The organism is Sinomicrobium kalidii, assembly GCF_021183825.1.
Taxonomy (GTDB): Bacteria; Bacteroidota; Bacteroidia; order Flavobacteriales; family Flavobacteriaceae; genus Sinomicrobium; species Sinomicrobium kalidii.
Map to the genome: position 1 here is coordinate 1261666 of NZ_CP089211.1, position 20734 is coordinate 1282399.

A 20734-nucleotide genomic window follows, 5' to 3' on the forward strand; every position below is an offset into this window, starting at 1 on the left:
AATAAAAACTTCACCAACAACAAAGCTATCGGTGAAGTTTATATAACGCAAAAAAAACTATTTTATTGGTATAAAACTTTCTTAACCGCTTTGATCACATCATCCTTGTTCGGCAACCATTCTGCCAGCAATACCGGGGAATATGGCGCCGGAGTATCTGCCGTATTGATCTTTACGATCGGTGCATCCAAGTAATCGAATGCCTGCGACTGCACCTGGTAGGTGATCTCTGTGGAAACATTACCAAAGGGCCATGCTTCTTCCAGTATTACCAGCCGGTTTGTTTTCTTAACCGACTTCAGTATGGCATCGTGATCCATCGGACATACGGTCCTCAAGTCAATGATCTCGCAACTTATATCTTCCTTGGCCAGTTCGTCTGCCGCCTTGTAGGCTTCCTTAATTATTTTCCCGAAAGAAACAATCGTTACATCGGAGCCTTCCCTTTTGATATCCGCGACACCGAGGGGCAATGTGTATTCATCTTCCGGCACTTCCCCCTTGTCCCCGTACATTTGTTCCGACTCCATAAAGATAACAGGATCATCATCACGGATGGCAGACTTTAACAATCCTTTGGCATCATACGGGTTGGAAGGTATTACCACTTTAAGTCCCGGGCAGTTGGCAAACCAGCTCTCAAAGGCTTGTGAGTGCGTTGCTCCCAGTTGTCCTGCAGAAGCCGTGGGCCCGCGGAATACAATGGGAATATTGAATTGTCCGCCACTCATCTGGCGTATCTTGGCCGCGTTGTTGATGATCTGGTCGATCCCCACCAACGAGAAGTTAAAGGTCATGAATTCGATAATAGGCCTGTTCCCGTTCATTGCCGACCCCACACCGACTCCGGAAAAACCGAGTTCGGAAATGGGAGTGTCCAGCACCCTTTCGGGCCCGAATTCGTCGAGCATTCCTTTTGAAGCCTTGTACGCACCGTTGTATTCGGCCACTTCCTCTCCCATAAGGTATATGGTTTCGTCCCTTCGCATTTCTTCACTCATGGCTTCGGCAACGGCCTCTCTAAATTGTATTGTTCTCATGTACTGTATATGATATTGAACTAATTTAAACTTTTTCGCAATTTTTGATATTTAGCTGAATAGTTCTTAGTTTTTTAGTCCCGGAGTCCCGGGGTCCGAAATATTTTATATATCCCTGACAACCCCAACAGTATCCAAAACTCACCAACTCATTATCCAAAGCGAAGCAAAAATAGTAATAATTAAAAATTCTACAGCCTGCATTTTCATAAATTTTATAACTGTTTCGGCCTTTCTTGTTTTGCTTCGCGGATCAAATGTGCATATAACCGGGCAACATGCCCCTTTTTGCCCCTGCCACGACAAAAGACCTCCTTTCCGGGAGACGGAAAAATAAAAATTTCTTCCGAAAAAATATTATGCACGCATAGTATATTTGGGAAATAATCTCTATCTTCGTAACCACATTAAAATCAAACAAGACAGAAGCCCGAAGACCAAAGTCTGAAGTGTTTTTTTCTTCCTTTATCTTCGGTTTAATCCCAAAAAACAGAAACATGAAGATATTAGTATGTATCAGTCACGTTCCGGATACTACCTCAAAGATCAATTTCGCGGAAGACGACACCAAATTCGACACCAACGGTGTACAGTTTGTCATCAACCCGAATGACGAATTCGGCCTTACCCGGGCCATGTGGTTCAAAGAGAAACAGGGCGCTACGGTTACCGTGGTAAATGTGGGGGGAAGCGAAACCGAGCCCACCCTCCGGAAAGCCCTTGCCATAGGTGCCGATGAGGCCATAAGGGTAAACGCCGAGGCCACCGACGGGTTTTTTGTGGCCAAACAACTGGCCCGCGTAGCAGAAGAAGGTTCGTATGACCTTATTATTGCAGGCAGGGAATCCATAGATTATAACGGCGGAATGGTACCCGGTATGCTGGCATCCCTTACCGGAGCTAACTTTGTAAACACCTGTATCGGACTGGAAGTCGAAGGCAACGAAGCCACAGCCACCCGGGAAATAGACGGCGGTAAGGAAACCGTAAAATGCACACTGCCGGTGATCATTGGCGGACAAAAAGGCCTGGTGGAAGAAAGTGACCTGCGCATACCTAACATGCGCGGTATAATGATGGCCAGAAAAAAGCAGCTCACCGTACTGGAACCTGCGGAAGCCCAAAACCAAACTGCTGCCGTAAAGTTTGAAAAACCGGCCCCCAAGGGAGAAGTCAAACTGGTGTCACCCGACAACCTCGACGAACTGATCCGCTTGTTACACGACGAAGCAAAAGTGATTTAAGTCCGAGCTTCTCCGAAACATCTTTTAAATCATTACCGGAAACATCAAAAAACAGAAAAGAAATGCCAATTTTAATATATACGGAATCTGAAGAAGGAAAATTCAAAAAGACAGCGTTTGAGGTGGCTTCTTATGCCAGGTCGCTGGCCGGACAAACAGGAGACACGGTAACGGCCGTCGCCATAAATGCCAAAAACAACTCCGAACTCGGAAGATACGGTGTAGACAAGGTGCTGAACGTATCAGACGACAAACTATCCGGTTTCAATGCCAGGGCCTATGCCGACGTTATCGGACAGGCCGCAGAAAAGGAAGGAGCCAAAACGGTGATCATCAGTTCCGGTGCTAACGACAAATACCTCGCACCCGTACTGGCGGTCAAACTCAACGCAGGGTATGCCCCCAATGTGGTAGCACTGCCCGAAAGTATGGAGCCTTTCCGGGTAAAAAGGACAGCATTTTCCAACAAGGCCTTTAACATCACGGAAATCAGTACCGATGTAAAACTCATCGGTCTTTCCAAAAATTCTTTCGGGTTGAAGGAGGCCGAAGGTGCCGCTGCCGAAGAAGCTTTCTCTCCGTCCCTGGATGACGGGGACTTTGCCGTAAAAACAACAGCGACGGACAAAACCACGGGAAAAGTCACCATTGCCGATGCCGAAATCGTGGTTTCCGGCGGACGCGGACTGAAAGGCCCGGAAAACTGGGGAATGATCGAAGAACTCGCCGATGTACTGGGTGCTGCAACCGCCTGTTCCAAACCGGTATCAGACATGGGTTGGCGGCCACACAGCGAACACGTGGGACAAACCGGGAAACCCGTAGCATCCAACCTTTATATCGCCGTCGGGATCTCCGGGGCTATTCAACACCTTGCGGGGATCAATGCCTCCAAAGTAAAAGTAGTGATCAATTCCGATCCCGAAGCTCCTTTTTTCAAAGCAGCCGATTACGGTGTTGTAGGCAATGCCTTTGAGGTCGTGCCCGCACTCATTGAAAAATTAAAAGAATTTAAAGCACAAAACTCATAATTTTTGGTAAATTGTGCCCTTGAAGGGCTGCCTGAATTCGGGATATGCCCCACTCAGGCAGCCTTTTTTTATTTTTCTCCTGTAACAACCGTTCCCGGCTATATCAGGACAAACCGGCAGGCACTCCGGGCTTTGTTCCTGAAAAACATAAATTCCGGGGCCGTCAGTGAGGAATTCGCGCGATTTTTTTTCATCTTTGCCTAAGCAAATTGCGATGAAAAAGTTTTATGCCCAGTTGTATATACATATGAGTTTAGTCAGGTTAAACATAAAAGGAATATCGTATAGCCAAACCCAGAACGGGGCTTACGCACTTATTCTCAACGAAGTTGACGGCGACCGTAAACTGCCGATCGTCATCGGTGCTTTTGAAGCACAATCCATTGCTATTGCCCTTGAAAAAGAAATAAAACCTCCCAGACCGTTAACCCACGACCTTTTTAAAAACTTTGCAGACCGGTTTGACATTGTCGTGAAACAGGTGATCATCCATAAACTGGTAGACGGGGTTTTCTATTCCAGCATTATTTGCGAGCGGGACAAGATCGAAGAGATCATCGATGCCCGTACCAGTGATGCGATTGCCCTGGCCCTGCGCTTTAATGCCCCCATCTTTACGTATAAAAACATCCTTGACAAGGCAGGCATCTACCTCAGCTTCTCGCCCAAGGACAAAGACCAGAAAGAAGAAGATATTGTCTCGGAAGATATCGTTGCCAGCAAGGGAAAAACTTCCGCCGCTTCGGAAGATTACAGCGGCCTCACACTTCAGGAACTACACAAAATGCTGGAAAACGCAGTGGCCAGCGAAGACTATGAAAAAGCCGTAAAACTCAGGGATGAGATCTCCAAGCGGGACAAAAAATAATCGTATCACATGCATAAATCTTTACTTGTTTTCCCCACCGTTATAGAACCCAGCCAGGGTTTTTCTTTGTACGGTCTGGGAAGAGGGGCACTGGGCATGATTGTGCTGATTGCCATTGCCTATCTGTTCAGCAGCAATAAAAAGGCCATAAACTGGCGTACGGTGGGGCTGGGTCTGCTGGCACAACTCATACTGGCCATCGGCATTTTAAAAGTTCCCCTGGTGCGGGAAATATTCACCGTTCTGGGAAAAGCCTTCAACAAGATCCTCACATTTACGGAGGCCGGGACCAAATTTCTCTTCAGTTCCTTTTCCACCAATGAAATAGAAGGCCCCCTGCTCAACTTTGCCATCACGATCCTGCCGACAATCATTTTCTTTTCTGCGCTTACTTCGGTATTATTTTATCTCGGGGTGATACAAAAAGTGGTTAAAGGGATGGCGTGGCTGCTTACCAAAATATTGAGGATATCAGGGGCGGAAAGCCTTTCTGTTGCCGGAAATATTTTTCTGGGTCAGACCGAGTCTCCCCTGATGATCAAGGCCTACCTGGAGAAAATGAACCGCTCCGAAATATTACTGGTCATGATAGGTGGTATGGCCACGGTAGCAGGAGGAGTACTCGCCGCCTATATCGGTTTTCTCGGGGGATCGGACGAAGCACTACGACTGGAGTTTGCCCGGCATTTGCTGGCCGCATCGGTCATGGCTGCTCCCGGGGCGATCGTGGTCTCCAAAATACTCGTTCCGCAAACAGAGAATGTAAGCCAGGTTGTAGAGGTCTCCAAACAGAACATAGGTTCCAATTTCCTGGACGCCATGGCTACCGGTACCACGGAAGGGTTAAAACTCGCAGCCAACGTTGCTGCCATGCTCCTCGTATTTGTAGCCTTTATAGCCATGATCAATTACGGACTGCTGAAACTGGGAGAAATAGGCCATATCAATCAGTGGGTGGCAGAGCACACTCCCTACAGCGAATTGTCACTGGAGCTCGTACTGGGTTATGTCTTTGCTCCCCTCATGTGGCTCATAGGCGTAGGCAAGGAAGACATGGCCCTTATGGGACAACTTCTCGGCGTTAAGCTCGCTGCCAGTGAATTTGTAGGCTATATCCAGCTTGCCCAGTTGAAGGATGCTTCACAATCCATGCATTTTACGTACAACAAATCGGTGATCATGGCCACGTACATGCTGTGCGGATTTGCCAATTTTGCCTCCATCGGGATTCAGATAGGCGGCATCGGCTCCCTGGCACCGGGACAACGCAAAACCCTTTCGGAATTCGGGATGAAAGCCGTTTTGGGAGGTACGCTGGCCTCCCTGCTCTCGGCAACCCTCGCCGGGATGATCGTAGGATAACCTCAAAAAGGTATAATAATGCCAAAAAGATGTTGTTGTAATGTTAAAACAGGGATTTACGGCCCTTTTAGCCCGCAATTTATTAATTTTGTACCCCGAGACTAAAAACAAACGCCATGTTGCGGTTTTTCAGCAAATTCAAATACCTGGGCATTACCCTTCTCGTACTTTCGGCCATTATCATCACACTGTTTTACAATGCCCTGAAACCGAAAGAAATGCTCCCCATATATCAACCGTCCATGGTAAAGGCGGCATTGGTGGACAGCACCATCCGGTATGTAAAGAAATACCATACCATTGCCGATTTCAAGCTTATCAACCAGAACGGGGATACCATTACGCAGGAAGATTACAAAAACAAAATATACATTGCCGATTTCTTCTTCACCACCTGCCCTTCCATCTGCCCCATAATGACAGACAATATGGTGGACATTCAAAAGGAGATTATGCCATATGATGATGTAATGCTGCTCTCCCACTCGGTAACCCCGAAGATCGATTCCGTACCGCAACTGAAAAAATACGCCCTGGAAAAAGGAGTGAACGACAAAAAATGGAACCTTGTCACAGGCGACAAAAAACAGATCTACGAACTGGCGCGAAAGTCTTACCTCGCCGTCCTGAACGATGGCGACGGGGGACCTTACGACATGATACACACCGAAAATTTCATTCTGGTGGACAAAAAGAGGCGTATCCGCGGTTTTTACGACGGCACCAAAGACGAAGACATGGATAAACTAATGCACGACCTCGAGGTATTAAAAGCGGAAGACAAATAGGCCAGCGCATAACCTGTTCCTGTTACAGTATAATTTCATTCGGCGTAAAATAAGGGAAAGGTACCCATTGATAGTCATTGCCGTTTTTCCCGATATATCCCAGCCCGGGCCAGGGCAAATGTGTGGTCATAACCAGGGTACCCTTCCGGTAATTGTCTTCCAGTATCAGCTTTCTTGCCTTAACTCCCTGAATAAAATCCACATCCCATTGTGTTCCCCATTCGGGCCTGGCTACCAACAGCGGCGTGTGTACGGTATCTACAATATGTTTTATGTTCTTATCTCCGGAAAAGACGGTAAAAACAGTATGGCCGGGCGTATGTCCTTCCGCAAGTTCGGGCGTTATGCATGAAAACAGGGTTTCACCATAGTCAAACTTTATCAGTTTATTCTTGATGGCACGGAACACTTGCTTTGCCAGCTTAACACTCTCTCCGGGATTTTCCGGGTTTTTGCTCTTTGAGAAATCCGGCTTTTCCGATGTCCAGAAATCGTATTCCTTTTGCGCGATATAGTATTTTGCATCCGGATAGACCGTTTTTCCCTCGTTATCCACTATTCCGCCTATATGATCGACATGTGCATGAGTAATAAACACATCCGTAACATCCCGGGGAGCTATTCCCGTGTTCTTCAAATTATGTAACAACCGTCCCCCGGTCTCACCAAAGTGATAACCGCTACCGGTATCTATCAGGATCAGCCGTTCCCCGGTTTTAATAACCATCACATTTATGGCACCTTCCAGGCGGTCCTCTTTTAGAAAAACCCGTTTCAGTTCCTTCCTGACCTCTTCCGGATCAACGCCCGGGGCAAAGACGGGTTGTGGATTTTTAAGTGTGATGTGACCATCGGAAAACAGAAAAATTTCCAATTCCCCCAGTCGGACCTTAATATGCCCCACATTTTCCACAACTCCTTTTTCCGGTATATTCCCTCCAAAAGCCATTGCTCCCGGAAATGCATACATTCCGCCTGCAAGTACACCTGTTTTTAATAATTGCCTTCTGTTCATAATATTTATTTTGATCTTATACTTTGTCAAAAGTATCCCAATAGTTTACCTTTCACAAGTATGTACTTTTTAGTATCTTACAGACGAAAAAGTAACTATTACTGGTAATCAGTAAATTAAAATATCAAAAAATGCAAAAAAAAGTAAACGACGCCGTTTGCCCTGTAGATTATGCCTTCCGGAGAATAGGCGGAAAGTACAAAGGGAGAATATTGTGGTATCTTCACCACCAGGTACTGCGTTACGGTGAACTCCGCAGGGCCATAAGGGATATTACGACCAAAATGCTCACCCAAACCCTGAGGCAACTGGAGGAAGACGCGCTCATAAACCGGAAAGTATACCACGAAGTACCTCCCAGAGTTGAATATTCCCTTACGGAAACGGGAAAGGAACTCATTCCGTTCATCCGACACCTATCTGAATGGGGAGAGCAACAAATGGCCAAAGAAAAAGCAGCAGCCATAAAGTGCTGACGTAAAACGGATACAATAAAAAAACTAACCTATGGATTAGAAACACACAGGTCTTTGACAGACCGAAAGTCCGTTTTGCCACGAGTAATGGGTATATCCGTGTATTCCCGGCTAAAATTTACAGAAACATAACTACAATGAAATCGCAGGTTTTTTTTAACCCGATAATAAAAATAAAGGGAAATCAACAATCGCTGTTTATCTGCAGACGGTAAACTTCCTATCCCGGTTATTTTCCCCCAAACAGTGATTTCCGGGATTTTCAAACCCTAAAAAGATGTTAAATTTCCCCTTGCTCTTTCCTGACAAAATCCCGCATATCCCCTGTTAATCACGTATTTTTTACTACACTTGTACTTTTTAAGAATTAACACCCATTTTTCTAAGCTAACTTTTTATACTATTTTTGGCTAATTAAAATCATTCTAAATAAAAATTGAAAACAACCATAGCACATCTCAAACGCGGCGAAAAGGGAATCATAAAGGATATCCCCATAGATATTGTTCCGGTAAAACTCTTTGAAATGGGATGCCTTCCCGGGAATGAGGTGGAACTGTTACAGGTTGCACCGTTCAAAGACCCGCTGTACCTCAATATTAACGGCTCCTTTTTTTCTATACGAAGGGAGACCGCCCTGCTCATAGAAATTGAAAAACTTAATGAAACCCGGGCATTATGAGCAAACAGATAAAAGTAGCACTCATAGGGAATCCGAATACAGGCAAGACCTCGGTTTTTAACCAGCTCACCGGACTGCATCAGAAAGTGGGTAATTATCCGGGGATCACCGTAGAGAAAAAAGAAGGTATCTGCAGGCTCCCCAGGGGGGTTAAGGCACATATCCTGGATCTTCCCGGCACCTACAGCCTCAATGCCACTTCCCTGGACGAGAATCTGGTCATAGAGCTACTGCTCAATAAAAACGACAAGGATTTCCCCGATGTGGCGGTCGTTATCACGGATGTGGAAAACCTGAAGCGGAACCTCCTGCTTTTCACCCAGATCAAAGACCTGAAAATCCCCGCGATTCTGGCCATAAATATGGCAGACCGGATGGACAGGAAAGGGATTTCCCTCAACATAGACACCCTGGAAAAACAGTTGAACACCAAAATAGCGTTGGTAAGTTCACGTAAAGGCACCGGAATTGACAAGATAAAAGAACTCATCCTCGACTACCGGAAACTGCCGGTTGAACCCTGTGTAAATGCTTCCGAGGTGGACAAGGAATATTTCAGAAACCTTCAGCATGCCTTCCCCGATCAGGAGCTTTACAAGTTATGGCTGGTTATCACCCAGGATGCTAATTTTGTCCAACTCAACCGTCATACGGTTCCGGACACTTCATCTTTTAATACCAAATCCCGGTCTGAACTCAAACGGTTACAGCAAAGGGAGGCCATTTTCCGGTACCAGTTCATCAACAATACACTGAAGGAAGGATATAAAGTCGACGCACATGCAGCCAAGGGACTCAGAGCTTCCATGGACAGGATATTGACCCACAAGGTCTGGGGTTACATGATCTTTTTTGCCATACTTCTCGTAATGTTCCAGGCCATATTTAACTGGAGTACCTATCCCATGGATTTTATCGACGGGACCTTTGCATCATTCAGCGAATGGACCAAGGCTACTTTACCGGCCGGTGTATTTACAAATCTCATTGCAGAAGGACTGATACCCGGTATAGGGGGCGTAGTGATTTTTATACCGCAGATCGCCTTTCTTTTTCTGTTTATCGCCGTACTCGAAGAATCGGGTTACATGAGCCGGGTGGTCTTTCTAATGGACCGCAGTATGCGCCGCTTCGGGCTCAGTGGTAAAAGTGTGGTGCCCCTGATCTCAGGAACAGCCTGCGCCATTCCCGCGGTAATGGCCACACGGAATATCGAAAACTGGAAAGAACGGCTCATCACCATCCTGGTAACCCCCTTTATGACATGTTCCGCCCGTTTGCCCGTTTACCTTATTATCATTGCCCTGGTTATCCCGGACAAAAATGTCATGGGACTCAACTATCAGGGACTGATGCTCATGGCCCTCTATCTCATCGGGTTTATTGCCGCGGTAGGATCGGCTTATATATTACACAAGGTCATGAAAACACGGACAAAGTCGTTCTTTATGGTGGAGATGCCCAACTACAAGATCCCGCTCCTGAAAAATGTAGCGCTGACCGTTGTGGAAAAGACAAAGAGTTTCGTTTTTGGCGCTGGAAAAATCATTCTGGCCATATCCATAATCCTTTGGTTCCTGGCCTCCAACGGTCCTTCCGAAAGATTTGACAACGCCGCGCAGATCGTAACCGAAAAACACCGGAACGAAACGATAAGCGAAGAAAATCTAAATACCGAGATTGCCTCTTATCAGCTGGAAAATTCGTATATTGGTATCATAGGCAAAGCCATTGAACCTGCCATACAGCCCCTCGGATATGACTGGAAAATAGGAATTGCCCTTGTGAGTTCGTTTGCAGCCCGGGAGGTATTTGTAGGTACACTGGCCACCATATACAGTGTGGGCAGTGACGAAGAAGATACCATTAAAAACCGTATGGCGGCAGAAGTCAACACAAAAACGGGAGGCAAATTGTTCAACCTGGCTTCGGGCGTTTCATTATTGCTCTTTTATGCCTTTGCCATGCAGTGTATGAGTACACTGGCCATTGTAAAGCGGGAGACCAACAGCTGGAAATGGCCTATGGCCCAACTGGTTTCCATGAGCGTTTTTGCCTATATCACAGCGCTTATTGCATATCAGTTGCTAAAGTAGAACCACACGCCCGTTTCAAATAAAAAAATAAAACCCTTTTAGCAGCACAGCTATGCCCGACATACAAACCATATTAGTCTATACCGCACTGGCCATTGCCGTAGGTTTTCTGATAAAAAAGTTTTTCTTTCCGAAGAAGAAAAGCAAAAAAGCCTGTGGCGGCGGTGCCGATTGCGGATGTCATTAATATATACCGGTCCTTAACCCAGGGCCACATCCAGTGACATCATAATGATAAACCCTCCTATAAAACCGAGGGTGGAGATGTCCGTATATTTATCCAACTGGGTTTCGGGTATCACTTCTTCCACTACAACATATATCATGGCTCCTGCCGCAAAAGCCAAGGCATAGGGCAATACGGGAGTAAAAAAGGTAACGGCAAGTGCTCCCACTACTCCTGCCACGGGTTCTACGATGGCAGAAAGCTGTCCATACCAGAAACTCCTCCTTCTGCTCATCCCCTGCCGCCGTAAGGGCATGGCGACCGCAATCCCTTCGGGAAAATTCTGGATGCCTATCCCGAGCGCAAGAATAACAGCTCCGGCAATCGACGCTTCCGGAATTCCCGCGGCGACACCTCCGAAAAGTACACCAACTGCCAGTCCTTCGGGAATATTGTGCAAGGTAATGGCCAAAACCAGTAATGTTGTACGGTGCCACCCGGTATGCACCCCTTCGGCCCTGCTTTCCTTAAAATTGATATGCAAATGGGGGAGCAACCGGTCCAGCCCGAACAGGAATACGGCACCCAGACCAAACCCCATTGCCGATGGCCATACCTTGGCAAAACCCTCACCTTCACTCATTTCAATGGCCGGGGCAAGCAGGCTCCAGAAACTGGCGGCAACCATCACCCCTCCGGTAAAACCGAGCATTCCGTCCAGGACGCTTCGCTTCATCCCCTTAAAAAGAAATACCAGTGCAGCTCCCGCAGCAGTGAGCAGCCACGTAAAAGTGGTGGCCAACAGGGCCCCGATAACGGGGTCCATAGATTCAAAATAGGTAATTACCTTGTCAAACATATATTACATCTTTTTTACATAGAGATTCGTAGCCGTCAACGACGACACGTTTATTTTGGTATCATTAATACGTATCAGCATGGAATTATCAAAGGGTTCCTTAGACATAACGGTCAGTTCATCCCCGAGGGAGATTTTGAGCTTGTCCAGATACCGGAGAAATTCTTTCGAGGAATTTTTAACTCCTACACACACACCCTTTTCGTTTTGTTTTAAGGTAGAAAGCAGTACCTTCGACGAAGGCTGTATATTGCCGTGTTTATCCGGTATGGGGTCACCGTGAGGGTCTACCGTGGGATAATCCAGGAACACATCCAGTTCCTCGATCAGTTTGTCCGATTTTATGTGTTCCAGTTGTTCCGCTACATCGTGCACTTCATCCCATGAAAAATTGAGTTTTTCCAGCAAAAAAACCTCCCACAAACGGTGCTTACGGATAACACTCACTGCATATTGCCTTCCTTCTTCGGTGAGCGTTACCCCCTGGTATTTTTTATATTTCACCAATTTCTTTTCCGATAATTTCTTCACCATGTCCGTTACAGAAGAAGCCTTGGTCTCCATAACATCGGATATGGCGTTGGTTGATACCGCTTCCCTGGCATCCCTGCTCAGGTGATATATGGCTTTCAGATAATTCTCTTCCGATAAAGTCATAAAATTTTATTTGCGCAAAAATACATTTTTATTTTGAAAAATAAATTTTTAGCTTTGCCTAAATTTTTATTTAAGCAAAAGTAAAACAAATCACATTGAAATTGCAACCAAGTTGCATATGATGCATATTGCATTATATTTGCAACTTAGTAGCAATAAAATCACTTCAGTATGAAATTCAACTACATTTTTATTATCCTTCTCAGCATAAATTTATGTCGGGCCGGTGTTCACAATGAAGCTGTCAAAGGAACGATAACCCACGAAGGAAGCCCTCTGAGTTATGTAAGCGTTTATCTGGAAGGCACAAAAGGCGGTACTACTACAGATGACACAGGCAGGTATGAGTTAAAGGCCCCTCCCGGAAAACATGTCATTGTAGCCCAGGCCCTCGGGTACAAAACCATAAAAAAAGAGATCACGCTCAACGAACACCAGATACTTACGGTCAATTTCGAATTACAGGAAGATGTTCTTGGCCTGGACCAGGTTGTGGTATCGGCTTCCAGGAACCGGCAAAACCGCAAAGAAGCCCCGGTAATTGTAAGCGTTACCAACGACAAAGTCCTCCAGGCCACACAGTCCGTATCCCTTTCCGAGGGACTTAATTTTCAACCCGGCCTTCGTATGGAAACCAACTGCCAGAACTGTGGTTATTCCCAGGTACGGATCAACGGGCTTAACGGGGCCTATTCACAAATACTCATTAACAGCAAGCCCACTTTCAGCGCACTGAACGGCGTCTATGGCCTGGACCAGATCCCGGCCAATATCATAGATCGCATCGAAGTAGTGCGGGGCGGCGGTTCGGCCCTCTACGGTTCCAATGCCATTGCCGGAACCATAAACATTATCACCAAAGAACCCACGGAAAACAGCTTCCAGGCAGGAAGCAACCTCGCCTTCATTGAAGGCGAATCTCCGGACAGGGCGGTTACCCTGAACGGTACATTGGTCTCTGACAATTACAAATCGGGAATAACCCTGTACGGCCTCTACCGCGACCGAGACCCCCATGACGTGGACGGCGACGGTTTTACGGAGATAACCACCATGCAAAACAATACCTTCGGATTCAACAGCTTTTACAAAACTTCCGAAAGGAGTAAACTTTCCCTGGATTTTTACACCATCAATGAATTCAGGCGTGGGGGAAACAACCTTTCCCTCCAGCCTTACGAATCGGATATCACGGAACAGATCGAATCGGATGTGGTTAGCGGCGGGCTTACTTACGAAGCCTACGGGGCCAATCTCAGGGACAAGTTTTCGGTCTACGCCACCACACAACAATCCAAAAACAAAAATTTTTACGGCGGAAAAGGGGAAACCCTCGAAGAAAGTACCAGGGGATTCGGGCATTCCAAAGACGTCACCTGGGTGTTCGGCTCCCAATACAGCCGGCATATGGATAAATTCCTCGGCGGGGAAGGCACCTTTACCGGAGGACTGGAATACAAATACGACCAGGCCAAAGACGCCAAACCGGGTTTTAATGCATTCATTGACCAGACCGTAAGGATATACGGCTTTTATGCCCAACAGGAATGGCAAATCAGCCCCAGGCTAAAATTCCTCGGCGGATTGCGGGCAGACTTCCATAACCTTACAGAAGAAGATGTACACCTCAATCCCAGGGCCAATATACTGTACAGCGTTTCCGATAATCTACAGTTAAGAGCAAGCTATGCACGCGGATTCAGGGCCCAGCAATATTTTACGGAAGATCTGCATTCCAATCTCGCCGCGGGTGAGGTTTCTTTTGTACGTTTTGCGCCGGACCTTACACCGGAGACTTCCCATAGCTTCCTCATGTCGGCCGACTGGAGCAGATCGACCCTTGCCAGCGATGCGGGAATCACCGTTGAAGGATTTTATACCCGTCTTAACGATCCCTTTGTACTTGAACAGGCTTCACAGGAAGAGCTTGACCGGCTTGGTATTACACCATCCGAAGGCCAGTTCATATACATCAAAAAGAACAGTCCCGGCGCGGATGTTTACGGGATGAACCTGGAAGTCAAATATGCACCGAACGAAAAATGGATCATGCAAATGGGAGGAACCGTGCAATATTCGGCATATGATGAACCCGTTAACTGGACGGAAGATGAAAGCGCCATTACCGATAAGGCCAACCGCTTTTTTAAATCTCCGAATGTGTATGGAAATTTTGTGCTTACATACGCCCCGGTAGAAAAATGGCAAAACAACCTCTCCGGAGTTTATACGGGCTCCATGTACGTGCCGCATTTAGCGGGATTTATAGAAACCAACAGGCTGGAAAAAACCGGGGACTTTTTTGAACTCAACCTGAAGACGGGGTATACTTTTGACCTTGATAACGATTTTCAGTTCCAGCTCAATGCCGGGATACAAAACGTGTTTAACAGTTACCAGGATGATTTTGACCGCGGGCCCGACCGGGATGCCAATTATATTTACGGCCCTTCCCGTCCCAGGACTTTTTTCGTAGGGTTAAAAATAGGCACCGGATTGCTTTAAGTCAACTACCTCGGGGCAAGCCCACGAGGTATAAATCGGAAAACCCGAAAAAAAGCATTTCGACGCAAGCGTCTGAGCATTTTAAATCTCACTTAGTGAGTAAAACAGGAATACCGATCAACAGCAAAAGGTGCATTACTCCATGATCAAATGAGGTAACATTACCAATTTGTCCAACAGGTCCGGACCGGTTACCGGGTTCAAAAGCCATGCCTGTACAATTTTTCCGGTCCGGCCGCTCTAATCAGCCGGGGGATGTTTCCCCGGCTGATTTTTGTCTTTGAAGTAAGGATAATTTCGGTATCTTAGTTCCATTAACCCTATTAAAAAACTGAGACATGCCCCCTACCGACATTCCTGCCGCCCGGCTGTTCAGCCAGCACCTTACAAAAAAGAAAAACACGACCATAAAAGACCTTGTAAGCTACATGGGAGCCATGCAGGCCCAGAACCCCAACATGATAAAATGGGCGTTGGGTGTCCGCTTACCGGAAATCACCGAAAAAACGGTTGACGAAGCCATCAATCGGGGAGATATTATCCGCACGCATTTGCTGCGACCTACATGGCACATGGTAGCGGCAGACGACCTGAGGTGGATATTGAGACTTACGGCTCCGCATATAAAAACTTCACTCCGTTCCAGGTTGAAGCAACTCGGGCTCACGGAAGATATTTTAAAAAAGAGCCGCCGTATCATGGAAAAGGTACTGGAAAACGGAAAACACCTTACGCGTCCGGAACTCGTCGCCGAACTCCGGAAAGGCGGTATCCCGACGGAAGACAACCGTTCCTCCCACCTGCTTATACGCGCTGAACTGGACGAAATAATATGCAGCGGGGCACTCCGGGGTAAACAACCCACTTATGCCCTGCTGGACGAACGGGTGCCTGCTACTGTCACCCCAAACCGGGAAGAATCCCTCGCTGAACTGGCCACAAGATATTTTACCAGTCATTGTCCGGCCGGCCTCCCGGATTTTATCTGGTGGTCCGGACTGCCCGTTAAAGATGCCAGAAGGGCCGTGGAAATGATCAGACCGGATTTTAACATTGAAAAAACCGGAACAGAAGAATACCTGTTCCCCGATAATTTTTCCTTTAAAAATATTACAGGGGAATCCGTCCATATATTGCCCGCTTATGATGAATTCCTTATCAGTTATAAAAACAGGACCGCCTCCCTCCCTCCGAAGCACCACCACAAAGCGGTGTCCAATAACGGTATTTTCCATCCTGTGATCACCTTAAACGGCAAAGTGATCGGCACCTGGAAACGCGCTGTAAAAAAAGATACGGTTTCCATTGAAACCCGATACCTGGACCATAAGGGAAAAGAACCGACATCCCAAACCGCAAAAGCTTTTACACGGTTCAGCCGGTTCCTGGGCAAAGAACTTGAGGGGGAATTCTGAAAAAAGCATATCAGGGAAAACAAGCTGGCAAAAAATCCGTTTTTGCCTCTACACTTCCCTGCTCATTAGTTTTTCCCCGAATTCCAGCAATACCTGTTTTTTTTCTTCCGCAACAGACAGGGATGTTATACTTTTGAACGCTTTTTCCGTGTAGTGTTTAATTTCTTCCCGGATGAGCCCGGTAGCCCCGCTGGACACAAAAAGGTCTTTCACCGTTTTTATTTTTTCTTCCGTATCCGCAGGCGTAAGGTCATACAGGTTTTGTAACAGCCCGGAATCTTCTCCATTAAGATTTTCCAGAGCCTTCAGGTACAAAAAGGTCTTCTTGTTTTCCGCAATGTCCCCACCTATCTGTTTTCCGAAGGTCTTTTCATCCCCGAAAGCATCGAGATAATCGTCCTGTAACTGGAACGCTATACCGAGGTTCACTCCGAAATCATAAACTGCAGACGCTTCTTTGTCATCCGCTTCTGCAATAAAAGCTCCCATCTGCATTGCCGCACCGACCAGCACGGCCGTTTTGTATTCTATCATTTTAAGGTATTCCGGCAGGGTAACGTCATTACGCGTTTCAAAATCCAGATCGTATTGCTGTCCCTCACATACCTCCTTCGCCGTTTTGTTAAAAAGACCGATCAGTTTGGCCTGAAGGCCGGGATCATACTCCCCAAAAAGCGTGTAACTCAAAACGAGCATTACGTCACCGGACAATATCCCCGTATTGACATCCCATTTTTCATGCACGGTAGACATCCCTCTCCGCAGCGGGGCATCGTCCATGATATCGTCGTGCACCAGGGTAAAATTGTGAAAGACCTCTACGGCCAGGGCAGCATCCAGCGCTTTTTTGTAGTCTCCGCTGAAAATATCGGTGGTCAGGAGGGTAAGGACCGGGCGCAGGCGTTTCCCCCCAAGGTTCAGGATATAATGTACCGGGGCATATAAACCCTCCGGTTCCTTCTTAAAAGGATAGGTTTTCAGGTAATCCAGGAATGCTTCCTGATATCGGGAAATGGCGAACATACGTTTATTTTTAAGCTAAAATACACCTCCTGCTACAAAGTACAAAGCAATTTATAATTATTGATCCGTTTTAGCACAACCCATACATATTTTAACCACTCCCCTCGTGTAAAAAAAATTTTCCCTGTTGACACAGGGCTGTCACCCCGTTGCTTTTTCTTTGAAGAAACTAATGATCCATAGCCGGTTAAGGAATGGTAAACTTTGGAAACTTTTATTGTTTTTAAAGTTTCTTTGTTTATATTTGCCCTTGATTATGAAGGAACAAATCATAGAAAAAGCAACTGAAATGTTCTTAAACATCGGTTTTAAGAGCGTTACCATGGATGATATTTCTGCCGAAATGGGAATATCAAAAAAGACCGTATATCAATTTTTCAGGAATAAATCGGACCTGGTTGGGCATTGTTGTAAACATATTCTCAACATTATAGCAAAAGATATCGAAGAAGTTGAGAGCTGGACGCTCAACCCCATAGAAGAAATGTACGAGGCCCGGAAAGTTTTGCTCAGAAGGCTTAAAAATGAAAAAACATCTCCGGTTTATCAGCTTCAGAAATACTATCCGAAAATATTCGAGTCCCTGCGGAAAGAAAGGTTTGACATGATGGACGGCTGTGTTGTCAACAACCTGAAGAAAGGGATGGAGCAAGGTTATTACAGGGACAACCTTGATGTGGAAGTCATATCCAAGATATATCACAACGGGGTTACGGGACTCAAGGAAAAGGACATGTTCTGGCCCCAGCACTATACCGTCCCTTACCTGATGAATGTTTTTCTGGAATATCATGTCAGGGCCATCGCCACACCCAAGGGCATCGACACCCTGAACGAAATACTGGTAAAAGAGCGAAACAAAAGCGCTATACCCCCACAAACAAAAGAAGAAAATGGCCGTTAACCGTATTTTTCAACACATTAAAAAGCTATTTAACACCTTATGAAAAACATACTCCCAATACTAACGCTTTTATTTTCCGTAGCCCTCACGGCACAGGAAAAAATGAGTTTTTCGCTTGACGAGGCCATCCGGTTTGCCCTGGAGCACAACAGGACCGTGCTCAATGCGGAAAACGATATTGAGATCGCTAAAAAGGAAAAGTGGGAAACCACTTCCACAGGACTGCCTCAGATAGATGTAGCGGTCGATTATCAGCACAACCTAAAGCAACAGTTATCCCTGATCCCCGCTGAAATCTTCGGAGGCGAGCCGGGAACTTTCGAAGAAGTGGCTTTTGGTACCAAACAAAATGTAAGTGCCGTTGCCACATTAAGGCAAAAAATATTTGACGGTTCATATATTGTCGGTCTGCAATCGGCCAAAGTATACCTCGAAATATCCAAAAATGCCAAGCACAAGACCGATCTCGATATAAAAAAGGCCGTGATCGATGCCTATGGCAACGTTCTGCTCGCCGAAGAAAACATAGATATCCTGGAAAAAAACAAGGAGATCCTGGAAAAAAACGTATACGAAACTCAAAAGACCTTCGAAAACGGACTGGAAGAAGAAGAAAGTGTAGAGCAATTACAGATCACATTAGCAGGAGTGGAAAGTAATTTGCAGAACAATATAAGACTGAGGGAAATTGCTTATAAAATGTTCAATATTACCATCGGGGCCGAAATAGACACAGAGGTAAACCTTACCGATGACCTGGACGAACTTGCGGTTAAAAATACAGTTCCCGGTCTGGCAGAACAATCATTTTCCATAGCGAACAATATCGACTACAAAATAGCGGCCAACAACAAACGATCGCAGGAACTTTTGTTGAAATACGAGAAAAGCAAGGCCCTGCCCACACTCGATGCTTTTATAAACGGGGGCTACCAGGCATATAGTAATTCTTTCACCTTCCTGGAAAGCGACCAGCAATGGCTCGGAAGTTCTTTAATCGGCGTCAGCCTTAATGTCCCCATATTCAGTTCCCTGGGACGAAGTGCGGCCACCCAGCGGATGAAAGTGGAACTTGAGAAAGCCAAAAACAACCTGAAAGAAACCGAACAACAGCTTCACCTCGAATTGCAACAGGCAAGAAGCGATTACCAGTTTGCCCTGGAGCAATACCGGAACAAGAAAAAAAGCCTGGAACTGGCCGAACGCATAGAACACAAGAACCAGGTGAAATTTTCGGAAGGAATGGCTACCAGCTTCGAGTTGAGACAGGCACAGGAACAGCTATATACTGCCCAGCAGGAGTATTTACAGTCCATGCTGGACATTATCAATACAAAAACCGAACTGGAAATCGTGTTACACAATGTCAACGAATAACAAATGAACACACAAACACACCATAAAAAAATGACCATGAAAAAATTATATATCCCTGTCCTCAGTATTGCTCTTCTGGCCTCCTGCGGAGGCGGTGGCGGCAAAAAATCGGTAGAAAGTATTATTGAGGGCGGTTCCCTCCAGGAAATGAAGACCAAAAGAGGCGAACTGGTGATCCAACGGGACGAGCTCTCCGGCCAGTTGACCCGGCTGGACGAAGCCATCTCAAAACTCGATACTCTCCACAAACTGACACTGGTGTCTACCACACGAGTCAAAGACACCCTTTTTAACCACTATATCGAAGTACAGGGGAGTGTAAGCACCAAGCAGAATATTGTCATTAACGCCGAATACAACGGTATACTCAAGGAAGTTTATGTCAAAGAAGGACAGGCCGTAAGAAAAGGACAATTACTGGCCAAAATAGACGATGGCGGCCTTTCCCAGCAACTTGCCCAGCTGCAAGTTCAGGCCAACCTTGCCAGGACCACCTATGAGCGTCAAAAGCGCTTATGGGATCAGAACATTGGTTCGGAAATCCAGTTCCTGGATGCCAAAACATCATACGAATCGCAGGAAAAGGCCATTGCCCAGTTAAAGGACCAGATAACCAGGACTACCGTTACCGCTCCCTTTTCCGGCACCATAGACGATGTGATCACCGACCAGGGCGCTGTAGTAGCTCCCGGAACCGCACTGATGCGTATCGTAAGCCTCAGGAATATGTATATAGAGGCCGAAGTACCGGAAAAATACCTGGCAAGCATCAAAAAAGGGACCGATGTACAGATTGATTTTCCCGTACTGGGAGAAACCGTGGATGCCAAGGTAAGGCAGGTGGGCAACTACATAAACCCCAACAACCGCTCTTTTAAAGTTGAAGTTGATGTCCCCAACGAGTCGGGAGATATAAAGCCCAACCTTACGGCTAAACTAAAGGTAAATGATTATACCAGTGAAAATGCCATACTCATCCCGCAAAATATCATTTCGGAAAATGCCAACGGAGAACAATATGTCTATCTGGCCGAAAACAACGGTTCGAAAAATGAGGCCACGGCAAAAAGGGTCATCATAAAAACCGGGAAAACCCAGGGAGATATCGTAGAAGTGCTGGACGGTATATCAGACGGAGATTACCTCATCAATGAAGGTGCGAGAAGTGTGGAAGAAGGCCAGATGGTAAAAATTATAAAGTAGGGTTTAATTGAACATTGAACCAA

Annotated in this window: 19 protein-coding genes; 14 read left to right on the forward strand and 5 right to left on the reverse strand. The window is 46.2% G+C overall.

The genetic code is table 11. The features are described 5' to 3' along the window. Positions 1-62: 62 nt before the first annotated feature. Positions 63-1040, reverse strand: a complete 978-nt coding sequence (locus LS482_RS05040) for a pyruvate dehydrogenase complex E1 component subunit beta (RefSeq protein WP_233030660.1) — start codon at positions 1038-1040, stop codon at positions 63-65. 497 nt (positions 1041-1537) lie between these two features. Between LS482_RS05040 and LS482_RS05045 the strand changes: the two genes are divergently transcribed. The 5 genes from LS482_RS05045 (at position 1538) to LS482_RS05065 (ending at position 6333) form a co-directional block, all read left to right on the forward strand. After that, entirely contained in the window at positions 1538-2284 is a 747-nt protein-coding gene (locus tag LS482_RS05045; RefSeq protein WP_233030661.1) for an electron transfer flavoprotein subunit beta/FixA family protein, read from the forward strand. Positions 2285-2346: 62 nt separating this feature from the next. Then, positions 2347-3315, forward strand: a complete 969-nt coding sequence (locus LS482_RS05050) for an electron transfer flavoprotein subunit alpha/FixB family protein (protein ID WP_233030662.1) — start codon at positions 2347-2349, stop codon at positions 3313-3315. A gap of 247 nt (positions 3316-3562) precedes the next feature. After that, positions 3563-4183 (forward strand): bifunctional nuclease family protein, encoded by a 621-nt coding sequence (locus LS482_RS05055; RefSeq protein ID WP_233031797.1) that lies wholly within the window; start codon positions 3563-3565, stop codon positions 4181-4183. Between the two features lie 9 nt (positions 4184-4192). Then, positions 4193-5545: a NupC/NupG family nucleoside CNT transporter gene (locus LS482_RS05060; protein WP_233030663.1), complete on the forward strand. Its 1353-nt coding sequence runs from the start codon at positions 4193-4195 to the stop codon at positions 5543-5545. A gap of 116 nt (positions 5546-5661) precedes the next feature. Further along, the gene (locus LS482_RS05065) at positions 5662-6333 is read left to right on the forward strand and encodes an SCO family protein (protein ID WP_233030664.1); all 672 of its coding nucleotides are present in this window, start codon (positions 5662-5664) and stop codon (positions 6331-6333) included. Between the two features lie 22 nt (positions 6334-6355). On the opposite strand, the gene LS482_RS05070 is transcribed toward LS482_RS05065, so the two are convergent. Next, entirely contained in the window at positions 6356-7348 is a 993-nt protein-coding gene (locus tag LS482_RS05070) for an MBL fold metallo-hydrolase (RefSeq protein ID WP_233030665.1), read from the reverse strand. A 131-nt stretch (positions 7349-7479) separates the two neighbouring features. Between LS482_RS05070 and LS482_RS05075 the strand changes: the two genes are divergently transcribed. From LS482_RS05075 to LS482_RS05090, 4 genes are all read left to right on the forward strand, one after another. After that, complete coding sequence (locus tag LS482_RS05075; RefSeq protein ID WP_233030666.1) at positions 7480-7824, forward strand: winged helix-turn-helix transcriptional regulator; 345 nt, start codon at positions 7480-7482, stop codon at positions 7822-7824. Positions 7825-8260: 436 nt separating this feature from the next. Next, positions 8261-8506, forward strand: coding sequence for a FeoA family protein (locus tag LS482_RS05080; RefSeq protein WP_233030667.1), 246 nt, complete (start codon positions 8261-8263; stop codon positions 8504-8506). Beyond that, positions 8503-10602, forward strand: a complete 2100-nt coding sequence (feoB, locus tag LS482_RS05085; RefSeq protein ID WP_233030668.1) for a ferrous iron transport protein B — start codon at positions 8503-8505, stop codon at positions 10600-10602. The genes LS482_RS05080 and feoB overlap by 4 nt, the downstream gene beginning before the upstream one ends. A 52-nt stretch (positions 10603-10654) precedes the next feature. Beyond that, on the forward strand, positions 10655-10789 hold the full coding sequence (locus tag LS482_RS05090) for a FeoB-associated Cys-rich membrane protein (protein ID WP_233030669.1): 135 nt from the start codon (positions 10655-10657) through the stop codon (positions 10787-10789). Positions 10790-10802: 13 nt separating this feature from the next. Here LS482_RS05090 and LS482_RS05095 read toward each other — a convergent pair whose 3' ends face one another. Together LS482_RS05095 and LS482_RS05100 are read right to left on the reverse strand one after the other, a co-directional pair. Continuing rightward, positions 10803-11627 (reverse strand): ZIP family metal transporter, encoded by an 825-nt coding sequence (locus LS482_RS05095; protein WP_233030670.1) that lies wholly within the window; start codon positions 11625-11627, stop codon positions 10803-10805. A 3-nt stretch (positions 11628-11630) separates the two neighbouring features. Continuing rightward, entirely contained in the window at positions 11631-12284 is a 654-nt protein-coding gene (locus LS482_RS05100; protein ID WP_233030671.1) for a metal-dependent transcriptional regulator, read from the reverse strand. A gap of 171 nt (positions 12285-12455) precedes the next feature. Here LS482_RS05100 and LS482_RS05105 point away from each other — a divergent pair, with 171 nt between their 5' ends. Both LS482_RS05105 and LS482_RS05110 read left to right on the forward strand, forming a co-directional pair. Beyond that, on the forward strand, positions 12456-14789 hold the full coding sequence (locus LS482_RS05105; RefSeq protein WP_233030672.1) for a TonB-dependent receptor: 2334 nt from the start codon (positions 12456-12458) through the stop codon (positions 14787-14789). Positions 14790-15127: 338 nt separating this feature from the next. Then, positions 15128-16204: a winged helix DNA-binding domain-containing protein gene (locus LS482_RS05110; RefSeq protein ID WP_233030673.1), complete on the forward strand. Its 1077-nt coding sequence runs from the start codon at positions 15128-15130 to the stop codon at positions 16202-16204. 48 nt (positions 16205-16252) lie between these two features. Here LS482_RS05110 and LS482_RS05115 read toward each other — a convergent pair whose 3' ends face one another. Continuing rightward, entirely contained in the window at positions 16253-17227 is a 975-nt protein-coding gene (locus LS482_RS05115; protein WP_233030674.1) for a polyprenyl synthetase family protein, read from the reverse strand. A gap of 256 nt (positions 17228-17483) precedes the next feature. Between LS482_RS05115 and LS482_RS05120 the strand changes: the two genes are divergently transcribed. Genes LS482_RS05120 through LS482_RS05130 form a run of 3 tightly spaced genes read left to right on the forward strand, consistent with a single transcriptional unit; the run spans position 17484 to position 20711 of the window. Then, the gene (locus tag LS482_RS05120) at positions 17484-18131 is read left to right on the forward strand and encodes a TetR/AcrR family transcriptional regulator (protein ID WP_233030675.1); all 648 of its coding nucleotides are present in this window, start codon (positions 17484-17486) and stop codon (positions 18129-18131) included. Positions 18132-18170: 39 nt separating this feature from the next. Then, positions 18171-19508: a TolC family protein gene (locus tag LS482_RS05125; RefSeq protein WP_233030676.1), complete on the forward strand. Its 1338-nt coding sequence runs from the start codon at positions 18171-18173 to the stop codon at positions 19506-19508. 36 nt (positions 19509-19544) lie between these two features. Then, positions 19545-20711 carry an efflux RND transporter periplasmic adaptor subunit gene (locus tag LS482_RS05130; protein WP_233030677.1) on the forward strand — a complete coding sequence of 389 codons (1167 nt, stop codon included), beginning with the start codon at positions 19545-19547 and terminating at the stop codon, positions 20709-20711. The last annotated feature ends 23 nt before the right edge of the window (positions 20712-20734 follow it).